Source organism: Paraglaciecola sp. QJM3NY_14, assembly GCF_056173245.1.
Window position 1 is genome coordinate 3612668 of record NZ_CM149664.1, and the last position, 16468, is coordinate 3629135.

At 38.2% G+C, this 16468-nt stretch carries 10 protein-coding genes; 4 read left to right on the forward strand and 6 right to left on the reverse strand.

The features are described 5' to 3' along the window. Positions 1–30: 30 nt before the first annotated feature. The 4 genes from AC0VYA_RS15450 to AC0VYA_RS15465 form a co-directional block, all read right to left on the reverse strand. On the reverse strand, positions 31–1374 hold the full coding sequence (locus AC0VYA_RS15450) for a sigma-54-dependent transcriptional regulator (protein WP_475488854.1): 1344 nt from the start codon (positions 1372–1374) through the stop codon (positions 31–33). A gap of 4 nt (positions 1375–1378) precedes the next feature. Next, a complete protein-coding gene (locus AC0VYA_RS15455; RefSeq protein WP_475488855.1) occupies positions 1379–2575 on the reverse strand; it encodes a sensor histidine kinase in 1197 nt (398 codons plus the stop codon). A 154-nt stretch (positions 2576–2729) separates the two neighbouring features. Further along, entirely contained in the window at positions 2730–4163 is a 1434-nt protein-coding gene (locus AC0VYA_RS15460; protein ID WP_475488856.1) for a sigma-54 dependent transcriptional regulator, read from the reverse strand. Between the two features lie 252 nt (positions 4164–4415). Then, a complete protein-coding gene (locus AC0VYA_RS15465; RefSeq protein WP_475488857.1) occupies positions 4416–5219 on the reverse strand; it encodes a flagellin N-terminal helical domain-containing protein in 804 nt (267 codons plus the stop codon). A 401-nt stretch (positions 5220–5620) separates the two neighbouring features. On the opposite strand from AC0VYA_RS15465, the gene AC0VYA_RS15470 reads away from it, so the two are divergent. The 4 genes from AC0VYA_RS15470 to AC0VYA_RS15485 all read left to right on the forward strand — a co-directional run bounded on the left by AC0VYA_RS15470 (position 5621) and on the right by AC0VYA_RS15485 (position 12851). After that, positions 5621–9124, forward strand: coding sequence for a 6-hydroxymethylpterin diphosphokinase MptE-like protein (locus tag AC0VYA_RS15470; RefSeq protein ID WP_475488858.1), 3504 nt, complete (start codon positions 5621–5623; stop codon positions 9122–9124). An 11-nt stretch (positions 9125–9135) separates the two neighbouring features. After that, positions 9136–10815 (forward strand): asparagine synthase-related protein, encoded by a 1680-nt coding sequence (locus AC0VYA_RS15475; RefSeq protein WP_475488859.1) that lies wholly within the window; start codon positions 9136–9138, stop codon positions 10813–10815. A gap of 55 nt (positions 10816–10870) precedes the next feature. After that, the gene (locus AC0VYA_RS15480) at positions 10871–11779 is read left to right on the forward strand and encodes a class I SAM-dependent methyltransferase (RefSeq protein ID WP_473475188.1); all 909 of its coding nucleotides are present in this window, start codon (positions 10871–10873) and stop codon (positions 11777–11779) included. Between the two features lie 70 nt (positions 11780–11849). Next, positions 11850–12851, forward strand: a complete 1002-nt coding sequence (locus AC0VYA_RS15485) for a TDP-N-acetylfucosamine:lipid II N-acetylfucosaminyltransferase family protein (protein ID WP_475488860.1) — start codon at positions 11850–11852, stop codon at positions 12849–12851. Between the two features lie 48 nt (positions 12852–12899). Here AC0VYA_RS15485 and AC0VYA_RS15490 read toward each other — a convergent pair whose 3' ends face one another. Then, complete coding sequence (locus AC0VYA_RS15490) at positions 12900–14078, reverse strand: ATP-grasp domain-containing protein (protein ID WP_475488861.1); 1179 nt, start codon at positions 14076–14078, stop codon at positions 12900–12902. 25 nt (positions 14079–14103) lie between these two features. Further along, entirely contained in the window at positions 14104–16464 is a 2361-nt protein-coding gene (locus AC0VYA_RS15495) for a glycosyltransferase (RefSeq protein WP_475488862.1), read from the reverse strand. Between the last annotated feature and the right edge of the window lie 4 nt (positions 16465–16468).

Sequence of the window (16468 nt, forward strand, 5' to 3'; positions counted from 1 at the left end):
CACTTACATTTTGATTATTTGTAAGACGGTTTAGGCTGGTAACTCAATACCTACTTCGCGCATTTTAGCTAATTTATAACGCAGTGTGCGCGGGCTAATACCCAATCGTTCTGCTACGTCTTTCCTGCGTCCTTGGCAAGACTGTAAGGTGTCCAAGATAATTTGATGCTCTTGCTGACGAAGCTCCGAACCTAATTTACTTTCATCTTCTTCAATAATTTGTTCGTGGTTATTGTTTAACTCACTTTCAATCGATTCAAGCATAAGATCATCAGCTTCGATTTTTTCGCCATCGCATAAAATGAGCGCTCGCTGCACAACATTTTCTAATTCTCGTACGTTGCCAGGCCAGCTATGCTGTAACATTTTACTGCGCGCTGAAGAAGAAAAGCCGAGGGCGCTCGCACCTTGTTTACTACGATGACGAGCCACTAAATGCTCCGCTAATGGCACTATGTCCCCTGGGCGTTTATCAAGGGGCGCCCACGTTAGCGGAAATACGTTAAGACGATAATACAAATCTTCACGGAATAAACCCTCGTCCACCGTTTGGCGAATATTCCGGTTACTAGTAGCCACGACACGCACATCCAGTGGGATCATTTTACGGCTACCGAGGCGCTCTACTTCTTTTTCTTGGAGTACGCGCAGTAATTTAGCTTGCAAACCTAAATCCATCTCACTTATTTCATCAAGCAAAATGGTGCCACCTTGGGCTTGTTCGAACTTGCCTGGGCACGCCTGAATAGCGCCAGTAAAGGCACCTTTATCGTAACCAAACAACGTTGCTTCAAGCATATTTTCAGGAATAGCAGCGCAATTTATTGCCACAAATGGCTGCTCCGCCCGAGAAGACTGATCGTGAATGTACCGGGCTAACACCTCTTTGCCTGAACCACTTGGCCCAAGCACCATAACGGTTGCATCAGATTGCGCGACTCGTTGGGCGAGTTGCAGTAACTTGACACTACTTGGGTCAGCAACAATGGGGTCGTATGAGAGAACTTTTTGAGCAGGCGCATAACGCCCTACTAGATTCAGCAATACTTCTGGCGCGAAGGGCTTTGATAAGTAATCCGTTGCGCCATCGCGCATAGCCGTCACTGCATCGTCGATGGTGGCATAGGCTGTCATCAATAGCACAGGAACATTTGGATATTTGTTTTTTAAGCTGCGTAATAGCGATAATCCACTCATTTCGCCCATTTGAATGTCGCTCACGACCAGATCGATAGCTTCTTCGTTCATCATCATCATACCGCGCTCTGCGCAGTCTGCAGCTAATACGTTATATCCGCCAAGTAATAGCGTGTCGACTAAAGCTTCACGCAAACCTGCATCATCTTCGACAATAAGGATCGTTGTTTTAGACATAAAATTAACTCCTCGCCTGTTGGGCGTGAATGTTTGTTGCTCCAGCGGATAAGCCGTCATCTGCGGTTCGCGTTAATATGGGCAGCACGATAGTGAAACATGCGCCACCAGAGGCTAAGTTTGAAACACTGACTTCGCCCTGATGAGACTGCACGACGGTTTTAACGACAGCTAACCCCAGCCCTGTACCTTGGCTGCGAGTGGTAAAAAACGGTTCAAATATATGATCAATCTTGTCTTTGGGGATACCGGGACCATTGTCAGTCACTGTTAAGCGCATGCAATCGGGCTTTAGATCGTCTCTTTGAGCACTAAAAACAATGCGTGCACCGTTTGATTTAGCAATTAGCGCGTTGTGAATTAAGTTTTGCAACGCACCGCTCAAAGCAGTCTTGTTGCCTATAAAATGAATGTTTGGCTCGGGTAATATGATATCTAAAATACCGCCACTCTTATTGAGCATGGCTTCACTGCCAGCTTTCACTTCACGCATCATGTCCTCAAGAGAGATATCTACGAGTACTTGTTCATTGCCACTTTTGGCGAACAGTAGCATGTCGTTTACTTGGCCTTCTAAATCACGTAAACGAGAGAGCAATTTATCACTGAAACGCTGACGAGACTCCTTTGCCAAATCTCCGCTAGATAAGTTAGCGGCATATAACATAGCTGCAGATAACGGCGTGCGAATTTGATGAGCCAATGAGGCGACCATTTTGCCTAAAGAAGACAATTTTTGCAGGTGGCCGATGCGTTGTTGAAGTTGGCGCGTTTCGGTCAAATCCGTCAATACAATCAGCTGACCTGGTTCGTTTACCAAGGGAGTGATAGACAATTTTACTTTGCGACCGTCAAACAAGGACACTTCATGCCCATCGTCAGCTTGAGGTTTAAAAGAGCGCTTGATGATATTACGCCACACTTGCCCTTCCAAAGGCTCACCCAACAGTGATTTAGCTAAATGATTGGCTTGCTTCACATGGCCTTTACCATCAATAACTACCACACCTGCGGGCATGACTTGTAATAAGTGTTCCAACCTAGTGGCTTGTTGACGCAGAGCCTGAATGTCTTGCGTGGTGTCAATTGGACCAAGCGAGGAAGTGCTATTTACATCAACAGAATTTGAGAACGATATAACAGCCCCTTTTGAAGAAGGTGCCTGAGTCGTGTTTTGGGTCTGTAAATTACTTAATGCCATATGTTCCTCACGTCAAAACTTAGACAGATTGAATACAGCTGTTAGGTAAGCACATCCTATGCCAATAAAATACCAGTGCAATATCAATTGGTTACTGAAAAAAATGTGTCATTTTTTTGTCGAAGGAGGGTTTACGAATATTCGAAAAGAGAAGTTAGGCTTTGCTAATATCGTATTTCCGCATCTTTTCTACTAAGGTGGTACGGCGCATTCCTAGCACTTCGGCTGAGCGAGCAACGACCCAGTCCTGCTGCTCCAATGCTTGGGAGATTAAGCTGACTTCCATCTCTGAAATATACTCTTTGAGGTTAATCCCCTCTGGAGGTAATTCAGTAGAATTATTGCTCTCGTCGTAGTTTTCGTCACTGTCACTTTCTGCTTCGGCTGAAAACAAGGCGTTAAGCGCTTCGCGCTCGAGTAATTCTTCTGGGTAGTCAGGCTCATAATCATCAGCATCTAAATGCTGGTATTTATGTGGTAAATCCCCCACATCAATTAATTGGTTGGGGTATAAAATCATCAGACGCTCAACAAGGTTAGATAGCTCTCTAACGTTACCTGCCCAACTATGCTCCATGAGCGATTTCATCGCATTTTCGGTAAATTTGATCTGAGCGTTTTCTCGCTCCATGCGTGAAACGAGTTCCTGTAAAAGAAGAGGAATATCTTCGTGCCGCTCGCGCAGTGCCGGGCTATCGATAGGAAAAACGTTCAAGCGATAATATAAATCCTCTCGAAAGCGCCCTTGCTCAATCATCTCTTCAAGATTTCTGTGTGTTGCAGCAACGACCCGAACGTCACAACGAATAGGCTTCATTCCCCCTACCCGTTCATAAGTGCGTTCTTGCAGCACACGTAACAATTTCACTTGCATTTGCAAAGGCATGTCGCCGATTTCATCTAAAAATAGGGTGCCGCCTTCGGCTAATTCAAAACGGCCTTTGCGAGAACTCACGGCGCCCGTAAATGCTCCTTTCTCATGACCGAACAGTTCACTTTCAAGCAACTCGCCAGGTATGGCCCCACAATTAACTGGAATGAAAGGGCTTGTACCACGCTTCGACAAATAATGTACGTTACGAGCAATGACTTCCTTGCCGGTTCCTGATTCACCGAGAATAAGTACGTTTGCGTCAGTCGGCGCGACTTGCTCAATAAGGTGCCTTACACTTTGAATTTGATTGCTTTTGCCCACTAAACTGCGAAACAGTTTTGTTTTATTTTGCGGTGTGGTGTTGCGGTTGGGTTGCATCCGACGATGCTCTTGGCATCGATGTAACATTTGCGTCAGTAACGGGTAAGTCACTGCCCCATCAACAGTGCCTACTCGGTTGGCACCGGACTTAAAATTTGGATCTTTACTATCAACTAGAATAAAAGGTTGCTGGGGAAATTTATCACACAGCTCACCCGCTAAATCAATATTCAGAGCATCAATCAATACAGCATCAAAAACAGGATGAGATTTGAGAGTACTGACAGCTTGCTCGAATGCGATAGCGGTACTGCTTTCACCGAGAAAGGTCAATATGGTGTTCAGATTATGCCCGAGCGTGGGTCGCCCACTGATAATCAGAATATTACTCATGCAGCCCTCAATATTTTCGTGTTAATTAACTGTTTTACTTCTGGTTTTAATTTTAACCATTCATTGGTGATTAGCAATAGAGGAATGAGGGCTAAATTTAAAGGTTATAAAAATTAAAAATAAATCCCAAGTATAACAAAGAGTTAAAAAAATCATCTATGACTAAAAGCTAGGTGGAACATGATTCAAAACGCACAAAAAAACAGCATAAAAAAAGGCCTGAATGGCCTTTAGTTTATCGCAGCTTGTTTATTAACCATTTAATAAACTAAGTACTTGTCCTTGCTGTTGATTTGCTTGAGCCTGCACAGAAATGCTCGCTTGGCCAAGTATATTGGCTGCAGCGCTATCCGCCGTTGCTTGCGCGTAGTCTGTGTCTTGAATACGACTGCGGGCTGCAGCAACATTCACATTTGACTGAGTTAAGTTACGCGCTGCACTCTCAAATTGGTTTTGCGTAGCCCCCAAATCGGCTCTAGCGGCGCCAACAAACTCGGCCGCTTCATCTGCAACCGCTAATGCTTCTTCGGCACCTTGCGCTGTGCTTAGGTCTACATTTAGCACATCAGTTAAACTTGCGGCAACATCTTGAGTAGCCACACCGATTTTCTGCCCAGCATTGGCACCAATTTGAAAATCAATAGTGCCGGCATCACTTAGTAGTGACTTGCCGCCGAATTCAGTTTGCTCAATCGTTTGGGATATATTCTCTTGTATCTGAGACACTTCAGCTTGAATGGCTTGGCGATCTGAGTCGCTCAAAATCCCATTACCGGCCTGTACCGACAATTCACGAATTCGGCTTACATCATCATTAATACCAGATAAGCCACTCTCTGCGACTTGCGTTAACGACACGCCATCATAAGCGTTAGTTACCGACTGACGGTTGCCTTCAACTTGAGAGGTCAACCTGTCAATAATCTGCTGAGCAGCGGCTCCATCTGCGGCACTGTTGACCTTTTTTCCAGAAGCTAGCTTCTCAAAGATCGACTCCTGTTTTTGTTGAACTTGTTGCAACAAAGATGAATTAGACTCTGTATTTAGATTAATCATATTTTTCTCCTAGAAATTGTACCTCTACAACTTCTTAAAACCTGAATTAAGATTAGCAAAATATGGGTTAAAAAGTAAGCAGCGAAAAAGTATGTTTTACGATACCTCTCTATTGGGATCAATACTTAGGTGAAATTCAGTCTATTAGTTAGTCCAATTCTGGCGTGAAAATGTAGCGTTTGATGATGCGGCTCTAGGTTTCTGTATTTTCATCAAATGCTTATGTACACTTTGTGTCAAATAATTAGCAGTAAAACGGCCCAGTTATTGCAGATTTTGCCATTGACCTTGTGTCAATGACGTTTCGACGAGTATCCCAGCGCTATGGGTTAAAACGCTTAGTACTGAGTAATTGAAGCGTCGCTACTGATAATCATAACAACCGTGACTATAAGTGAACCATGTTAAAAAATATTCGCCTGCACTTAGAGAAAGATGAAGAAAAACAAGCCGCATTGGATGATGCGCTAGCTAAAAGCATTGTTGAAACACGCAGCAATAGCTTTAATGCATTTCAGCGCAATATTCCTTCACTTCTTCCCTTGATCAAAGATTCTAAGCTTTCAAACCTATCTTTATTTATTAATAAGTGGGGCGAGACCAATATCGTTGATTATGGAATAGGCAGAACATTTTATGGTTTTCACCCTCAAGAAGAAATAAATCAGCAGGTAGCGCAGTCACTTGAACATTGCCCTAGTGTTGAGTTTCACAAAACAAAAATACAATCAAAGCATACTGATACGCTCACGGACCCATTAGATTTTACCCAACTGGAAAGCTTTAAGACCGAGCAAGCCATGGGTCCTATGCCAGATGAAGTGGAATGTTTAGTGGTACTGGGCTGTGGCCTCGGTTTGCACATAAAGCAATTACTTGAAGCGCGAACGATTAAAAACCTCATTATTTATGAACCTGAAGTGCAGTACTTTCAATGCTCAACAATGGCGACGCCTTGGGCTGATATTTTTGCTTTAGCCAAAGCAAAAGGGACTTCACTGTTCATTCAAATAGAGAAAGATGGCAGAGACTTACTGTCGGATATAAACGAACTTAGGGAACACATTTCCTTAACCCGTTTTTATGTTTATAAGCACTATAATCAGCAGGTGTTCGATTCGATTCATCAGGATATCTGCACGCGTAGCTGGGAAGAAATTAGCAATAATGGCTTTACCATCGCGCGCGAGAAAAGTCATTTAGAATACGTACCATTCTGGACGCCTAAACTAGACTTAAATACGCACCGCCAAGTGTCACCCCAGAGCGCGTTATTCAAACAGAACCTAGGCGCATTTAAAAAATACTTCCCAAATATTTATCAGCAATACAAAGACTACAAACCCAAGATTTGGTTGCCAATTAAAAGCCAGTCTGAAGAGGTAAACGTACTAAAGTCTGAGGGGTTGTATACCTGGTACGGAAACTCACCAAAGCAAGACTGCATCTTAAATTTTGAAAATTTTAACGAACAACCGAATAAAGATGGGCTCGTGCTTGGTTATAAAGGCACTAAACTCGCGCACTATATCCATTATCAGTTTGTAAATGAGACTCAAGAGCTTTTAAAAGAAGCAGAAGAAGAAGTGGGTGAATTGCCCGAAACAATTGCTTCTATCATCATGTTTGGGCTGGGTATTGGTTACCAATTAGAAAAATTGCTGGAAGAACACACGGTGGAAAAACTGTTTGTTTGCGAGCCTAATCCTGATTTTTTTTACGCGTCTTTGTACGCCATAGATTGGCAAGCCATCTTTGAAAAAGTAGAAGCCAGTGATGCACGCATATATCTAAATGTAGGTGATGATGGCACTCACTTATTCAATGACCTGCTAAACCAATTCCACTCGATTGGCCCCTATATTTTAAATAATACCTATTTTTACCAAAGCTACTATAACGCTTCACTCAATAGCGCCATTGCCCAGCTCAGGGAGCAGCTTCAGGTGGTTATCTCCATGGGAGAATACTTCGATCATGCCTATTACGGCATCGAGCACATGAAAGAAGGGTTCCGGCGCGATTATCCAGTACTCATGAATACCCCATCGCAATTCCTAAGTTATGAAGATAAGGAAGTCCCGGTTTTTATAGTAGGTAATGGGCCCTCTTTAGATATGTCGATTGAGGCAATCAAAGAATGGCGTGACCAGGCTATCGTCATTAGCTGTGGTACCGCCCTCCAGGCGCTTTATAAGAATGGCATCACGCCTGATTTTCACGCCGAAATTGAGCAAAACCGCAGCACCTTCGATTGGCCGGTGTTGATAGGTGATTTAGACTATTTAAAAGAAATAACGCTTATTTCCTGCAATGGTATTCACCCAGACACATGCGAGTTATACAAAGATGTACTGATCGCGTTTAAAGAGGGGGAATCATCAACAGTTTCTGCATTAAGTGTACTAGGAAAGCAGCACTTCGAAGTACTTCAGCAATCCTTCCCTACTGTTAGTAATTTTGTAACTAACATTATTAGTGTACTGGGCTTCAACCATATTTATTTAATGGGTGTAGATTTAGGTTTTGTTGATGTAAACCATCATCACTCGAAGTCTTCTGGCTATTACCAAGAAGATGGTAAAGAAACCTACGACTACTCGACCGCTAATATCACCTCACTTGTTGTACCAGGTAATTTTAGGCCTAAGGTAAATACTAAACATGAGTTTAAAGTATCACGGCAGATCATCGAGCAAGTCACTTACCGAAAGCCAAAAGAACAAACCTTCTACAATTGTAGCGACGGAGCAAGAATCAAAGGAACGACCCCACTTGAGATCGATAATCTACTCATCATGGCGAGCAATGATGAGCGTGACCATGCTTTGGAAAAACTGCATAAAAAGGTTTTCTCAACCAAGCACAGTACCCACTTTATCGAAAAATATGAAAAGCAGTTCTCACATAAATTAATGCTTGAAGAAGTGCAGCAACTGCAAGAGTTGGTTGAGGAATACTTATCAACACCTGACGATATAAATAAGCTGATTAATGCTCAAAAAGAGTTACTGTTTGATTCTTATCAGACGGGCCGCTCTCTGCAGTTTTATTACATGTATGGTACGGTAAACTATGCCAATGCGATTTTTACAAAACTTTCACTTCAACATTCAGAGAGATTTAAAAGTGTTGAACTTTGCATTACTGCCACATCCAAATGGGCTAATTTACTCAGGAATTTAAAAGAGTTTTTGTGTTTCTCTAAAAATACAAAATATTTTGATACATCAGGCTTCAATGTTTGGAAGAGAGAATCTAAATACTTAGAAGAAGTGGGATTCGGCAGGTCAATGTTAATCGTTACTAAAGATCCTAATTTTGAAAATAGCATCAAATGGAATTTAAAAGTTCATTTTCCATTTATAAATAATATTTACTTTACTAAAAGTCCAATCAAGGAATACAAAACGAAAGATTTCGACTATGTCGTTTATGAAGAGAATTCGAAAAATCCAAGTAAAAAAGGCCTCATAAACACTATTAGCCTAACGTCATCTAATGATGTTCGGAAAAATCCTTTTAATAATGAGATGCTACTTGCTAAACCCAATATAAATGATGAATCTGTAGTGAACAACTTAGTATCAACAACTTTTTTACTAATAAGATGTTGTTTAAGCTTATCTTCACCGTCATTTATTATCCCTAAATTATTAGGTTGTGATAAAACAAAATTCAATGAAGATGTTTTATATACAATACCAGGCGATTATATTGCCTTAGACTTTGTTCATTTCATTTCTATCTATAGAAAAGAAAAAATTGAATTAATATCTGAACAAGTAAAAACAAGGGGGAGATTGGTGCTAGGAGACATACGGATGAAACATTTATTACTTACTCTTACAACGAAAGAGAAGTTGAGCGAATATAGACATACAGCGGCTGAAATCGAAAATTAAAAGGAATTAATATGCCAGGCATTTATGGATATACAAAAAGTGAATCAAATGAAGATAACATTCATTTAATGTCTACTGCTTTAATAGTTGACTCAAACGACCTAATAATTGACGATATAGTTAACGACTCTTCAATACAAATGTCTCATATACATTTAAAGTCAACTAAAAACCACAAAAAAACCTTTAATAAAAATGGAATTTTCATATCAATACAAGGTGAAAAATATAATTATATTGAAAATACTTTTGAGGAGTTACTTTACGAGTCATACATCAATCAAAAACTAAAAGATATATTGAGTAAAATTGATGGTTACTTCCATGCGATAATTTATGACAGTATTAATAAAAAAGTTCACCTAATATCTGATAGGTACGGCATGAGTTTATTGTATTATTGCTCTATGGATAATAAGTTAGCTTGGAGTGCTGAAGTAAAAGGATTACTTGCCCTACCTAGAACAGATTACACTTTAAACGAAGACGCTATAAATTCTTTTCTCGAACTAGGTTATTTAGTTGAAAATGAGACGCTACTTAAAAATATCGAGCTAGTCCCACCTTCAACAATTATTACATATGATCTAAAATCAAGTAATTTAGAACAAACCACTTATTGGAAGTGGTCTGAAATTAAATTACAAAATGTTTCTTTTGATAGCGCTGTTGAACAACTTGGGACGCTATTTTTAGCCTCTGTAAAAAAACGATTTAGCCCGGATGAAAAAATGGGAGTATCATTGAGTGGGGGATTGGATAGTAGAGCGATCATTGCTGCTGTAAACACCTTGTATCCCGACTATATTGGAGAACTCTACACCTTTGGAATAGAAGGTTGTGACGATATAGAGATAGCTAAAATCGTAGCAAAGAAAACAAAGTGGAAGCATACAATATATAACTTTTCTGAATCTAACTGGTTTGAATCTCGTTTTAATTCTATTTGGCGAACTGATGGTATGCTAAGCATGATGCATATGCACGGAATTGAATTTCTAGAAGAGGTATCGAATAAAATCACGTTTAACTTAAATGGTTATGCTGGAGATGTTGTATGTGGTGGCGGCTGGTTAAATCATCTACCTTTAGATAAGCAAGCGAATAATAGTGACTTAAAACAGTTTTACAAAAATCAAACCGATAGAGTAGATTTTGATTCAGACTTTTATGCGATAGATAAATGTGAACCTCACCTTTTAATGAATAGAGTCAGGCGCTTTACTAATATGGGCAGTGTTAATAGCCTTCATAAAATAACTCAGAGAAAACCGTTTTTCGATAATAATCTAATTGAATTTGTATACTCTTTACCCGATGATTATAGAAAAGATAATAAATTGTACGCTGATATGCTGATTAAGTTTTTCCCTGATTTTTTTGAAAGTATACCATGGCAAAAAACACGGAAAACATTACTAGGTAAAGAATCAAATTTACTATCATACCCAAAAATAAGCCGCGGATACATTAATTACGCAAAAGGAATAAGAGACGAAGAAGTCCTTCGTAAGATTACTAATATGCTGCATTATGAAAGTTCAAGATATAGTAAATTTACAAATATTGATCCTATCTCCCAATACCTAAATCCACACTTAGCTTCCTTTAAAGTTAACCATGTAGAAAATATCTTCAGGTTCGTTACTCTCGAATATTACCTCCAAAGAACATCCATTTTTCAAAGCTAACTAAAAGAAAATATACACAACCCTGAAACTTGTCAGTTGAAATAAAGGCAAAAAAATGAAGAAAATTTTAATTTATGGAACGTCAAATAAAGCACTCGCTGAATTAACTGCACTGTCTTTACAATATGAAGTACTTGGCTTTGTAGATAGTAATATAAAACGACAGGGCAAAATTCTGTTAGGTTTAAAAATCTATCACTATTCAGACTTAGAAAATTTAAATTTCGATCTAATCATTATTTGCAGTGATTTTTTTACTGATATTTCAAACACTTTAAAGTCAGTAGGTATTGATAACTATGTAAATTCAAATGACATTGAAGAAATACAAAAAAATTCAGCTCAAATTTTTTCTCTTCAAGAAGAGTTTAGAAGTAATATCATTGAAAATATCCCCCAAATACCTCTTCAGCATTCACATATCAAAAACTGTACACTACTTGTTAACCGATTAGAATTATTACAAAAACTACCACAAGAAGGCATCGCGGCAGAGCTCGGCGTTGACACTGGAAGTTTTTCTTCACAGATTTTGAAAGAAAACAAACCCAAAACACTACATTTGATTGATGTCTGGGATAGTACACGGTTCAATCAAACTCTTTTAGATAAAATAAAGAGTAAATTTGAGCAACAAATACGCTTAAAATCCGTAGTTATTAATAGAAGCTTATCCCATGAAGCAGTCCATGATTTTCCCGATAATTATTTTGACTGGATCTATATAGATACAACACATAAATATTTGCAAACTAAGTTAGAACTAGAGCTATATGCCCAAAAAATAAAGCCTGGAGGGATAATAGCCGGCCACGACTATTGTATGGGGAATTGGGAAAAATCGTTTAAATATGGTGTTATTGAGGCAGTACATGAGTTTTGCGTGACACATAAATGGCGGTTAAAATATCTCACTATGGATATTAAGGAAAATCAAAGTTTTGCTATCGAGAAAATAAATTAGCGAAATCATATATATATATATTAAAATTCACCTCAACTGGGATAAAAAATTGATTAAATATGTTCATATTATGATTTCTGAAAAGTTTATGCCTCCCTACATAGAATTTATCCAAGAGAATTTTCACGTTTCTGAACACCAGTTTATTTATATCACCAGTGAAAAATATCAATTTGGACTGACGCCTTCCCATAATGTCAAATTTATTCATACTGATGATGACTTTTTATGTTTAGTAAAAATTTTACAAGCAGCAGAAAAAATCATTCTTCACGGTCTATGGCGAGATAAAATTAATAATTTACTAATTACCTTTCCGGACCTATTACAGAAATCGTATTGGGTAATGTGGGGAGCAGACTTTTACAATCCTGATAGTAAAAATGATGAACACAAAAAGATAATTGAGACGATTGGTCACCTTGTCTCTTATTCCGCTGGTGACATACAGTTTGTTAGAACTTGGTATGGAGCAAAAGGACACGCTATTATAAACTTTGCTTATCCTAGCAATTTATATCAACCAACTGAATATACTCAAAAAAATCATACTTCAAAAAATATCTTACTAGGTAATTCCGGTGCAACAAATAACAATCACTTATTTTTATTGGAACAAATATCGAAATACAAACACAGAATAGGCAAGGTTTACACGCCTCTATCTTATGCCAATAAAGGCCATCCTGAACACATAAAAAAAGTAATTAAATATGGCAATGAATTATTTGGTGACCAATTCATACCAATGACAGAGTTTTTACCATTTGATGAATACAAAAACTTACTTAAAGAGGTGGACATAGCTTTATTTGATCATGATCGCCAACAGGCAATGGGAACTATAGTTACGCTATTAAGTTATGGCTGTAGAGTGTTCATTCGCCCGTCTGTTACCACATGGGATACACTGAAAGATTGTGATATAAAACTGTTTGATATAGCTAAATTAGACGAAGGATTTTTAACTGAATACCATGCACAGAGGAACATCAATAATATTAAAAAACACTTTTCCAAACAATCTTTAGTACACCAATGGCAGTATTTATTTAATCTACCAAACGGTTGAAAAGTTGACTAATCAAGGCTATGAGAAAGAGTAAACACAATGTTTTTGTTATTTAACTTTAACCTTTATTAGATTTTGCATATCGTTTGTTTTGGTTAACATTTCATCGAGTGAATTGAATTTTAAAAATACGATTCCTAGTTTGTGAGTTAATGGCTCTGTAATTTCATCGCCTTTATGCCACCATAAGTATTGTTTCACTATATTGCTCTTCACAGTGGTATCTATACTGACAGTGTCTATCGTTCCTGCTTTATCTGCCATAATACAATGGCGACTATAAAAACCCTCGTTATTTCGTTGATTGAGTTCACTACAATCGCCCCCAGTAAAGGCTTTAATAATGTAGCTAGAATAGTCTACTGAAGTGGCAAGCTTGACTAAATTTAAGTATAAATCTCCCGGAGGTCTTCGACATATCTCAATGATAATAGGTTGCTCATCTTTAAGAATAAACTGCACATGAAATATTCCATCTTTGAGCTTCATTAAATGTACGATTTGTTCTGAGTAACTAATTAACTTTGCAATGACATTTGAGGGAACAATGGACGGAGTTGATGCCGCCGAAACCATATACTGATTAAGAAAGTAATGCTCATTATCTAAGAAGTTGAACGCCACTTTACCATCTACGATAAAAGCAGAAAAACCATGCCTAGTCCCTTCTATAAAATCTTCTATGACAATCCTTTTTGTTTTCGACATTTCAAAAGCTATTTTGATAGCTTCCTTAGCTTCCAATTCAGACGAAGCCTTCAGAATGCCTTTACCACCGGTTAGATCTACAGGTTTGACCATGACAGGAAACTGGAAGAGCTTCAGATTATCTACGGCCTTGATTGGGTCGATAAAACCCATAGCATTAGGACTAGGAATACTATGCTTTAGCGCAAACTCCCGATATGAATCCTTATGATGAATTTTTTGCGCCAATAAATAACTGTCATGTCCCGGTAAATTCATTCTTTCCGCCACATAAGCACAGCTTATTGCTGAAAAATCATTGGCACAGGGGCAGATAGCATCTATTTTTAATGATATAGCAACTTGAAGCATCAATTCATTGTTTGAGAAATCTGCTAAACAGGTCTCGTCAGAATATTCATGGGCCATATCAAGAGGATTGTTTCCTGATGTGATGACATAAAAACCTAGCTTTTGCGCGGCCAAAACTAACGGGATATCAGCATAGCCCCCACCAGCAATCAATAATTTTTTTTTCATATATGGATTACGTTACCACTCTCGATTAAATGATTAACTCATTAACTAACCTATTTTGGTCAATCCCTAATTTATTAAATTGCTCTACAATAAGTGCATAACCTTGAACAGCTGCAATAACAATAGGAAGGTCAGACTCCTTGAGAACCGAAGGGCATTTTACTTCTTTGTCAAAATAAACGCTGCCTATTTTATTCGGTGTAGCATCAACAAAATAAGCAATTTCCGCTTGCTCAAAAAAGTGGCTTTTGGAAACGAGGTATTTAGCTTGTTGCCCTGCCCCCCAAACGATTACTCGAGGATACTTTTTAGCCGTAGCTATGAATTCGAACCCAGTTAGATTATGCAGCCTATTGACATAATCAGGACTATTTAATGCAAAAATATCTCCTAATCGATGCCATAACAACTCGTCAAAGTATATTGCAGAACAGCCTAACTGTTTTAGCAATCCAAACATTAAAACCATAGAAGTAGCTGATTCAATACTCACATGCTCTTTTTTAAAATCACCGCTTATTTGAAAAACACAGTTCTGTAACGAATAGCTTTTCATTAAAGTTACGAAAGAGCGAACTTCATTTTCAGAGTCATTATTTTCAGTGAAAATATATTTAATGGTTATTTTTTTGTTGTTAACTTCTGAATAGTCTTTGAGATTGCTACATACTCTGTGTAAATAATCCCGTCCTCTAATATTTTCAAAGGTCTCTGTCGTACCAGCATCAATACTTGTTATTAGTTGCCCACGATTTTCTATCAGTAATATATCTATTGCTGGGCTATGTTTTACCGAGTTACTCAGAACTCGTTGCTGCACGTTAGGAATTTTTTCAGCTAACATTCCAGTAATTTTCTCAAAGCCTTTACCCAAAACCGGCTCACCCCCCCCCCACACAACTAATGCGCAGTTTTGTAATGCCTCATCTTCTATAAATTTCTCGATACTGCCTTCAATATCGTATTTTTGCTTTTCACCACCGTAATATTCATCACTGCAATAGGTACATTTTAAATTACATACTGAATGATATTCTAATGATAAATAATGGATATCTAGCTTATTGAGAGTATCCCACTTTTTAAATTCAAGAAAAGAACACCCTTCACATGGATTACTTATTCCAGCATTAATTTTTTGATGTAACTCCCGTTTAGCTTCCAATATCTCCCTACTACCGTGAGACTTCTCGGAGCCATCAGTAACATCAAACAATTTCACGTCTCCGCGCATTTCACCGTCTACGAAAAAACGTTTGCAACAAGTACGAACTTCATTGGAGCGCATAAATACAGAATGCTGTAAATCCGTACAACTCCAACTTTTACCATCTAGCTGACTAATCTGCGTACAAATTGTTTCTACTTTTTCTGTTTCACTCAAACTTTTCTCATCCATCTTATCAAAAAATAAACGACATAAATTTCCATATAATGTTTTACAATTTTTGAGAGTTTCTACAAATTCTTTACTTTTGCGTTTTTCTTGACTAAATAGCCAAAGGGCTGAAAAAAGCGGATGTATATTTGTTGCGCTACTCCTTTGACGAGCTATTTCTCGTATTCTAGTCGCGATAACACCAATAGTGCCGTAGTGGTATGCAGCTAGATACCGATCTTTAACCGCACTCGTTAATTTAGCATTTTTAAGAATATTGAGTATTGTATTCCAGGCACGTAAGTAACCTTCAACATGTGCTTTAGATATAGTATTGATAATTGAATTTCGATGGTTTCTTTTTAAATAAATAATGTGATCAAAATAGCGTATATCACTGGCGTTGAAATAAACATTAAAAATAAAATCTACATCTTCATGAAGACCAGAGTCAAATTTCATATTTGACTCAACTAACAATGATCTTTTCATCGCTGTAAAAATCACTGATCCGTCCATACGATGGGATAAATAAGCTTCAATTAATTTATGCTGATGTGAAAAATAAACGTTATCTCGACGCCCTATACGTTGACTACTTTTTAAGTTTTTTTCAGACTTTTGACTCTCTGTCCAATCAAATCCGACAACGTCTAATGATGGTGATTTTTGATTATTAATAAACTGCTGGAGAGTTCGAATGCCATTATATTTTAGTTCATCGTCACTATCCAAAAATATAACCCATTGGTTAGTAGCAACTTTTAAACCTTCGTTTCTAGCTATTCCAGGGCCAGTATTAGTCGATAATTCAACTAGTTTTAAATTAGGAATAATATCGTAATAACGCCGAACAATAGAACAGGTGTTATCCGCAGAGAAATCATCGACTAGAATCACTTCGATATCTGAAGAAGAAAGGTTTTGGCTAACAATACTATCTAAACAATCGCTAATAAATTTACTAGCATTATAAGTCGGAATGATAATCGAAAATGACGCGCTCATATGC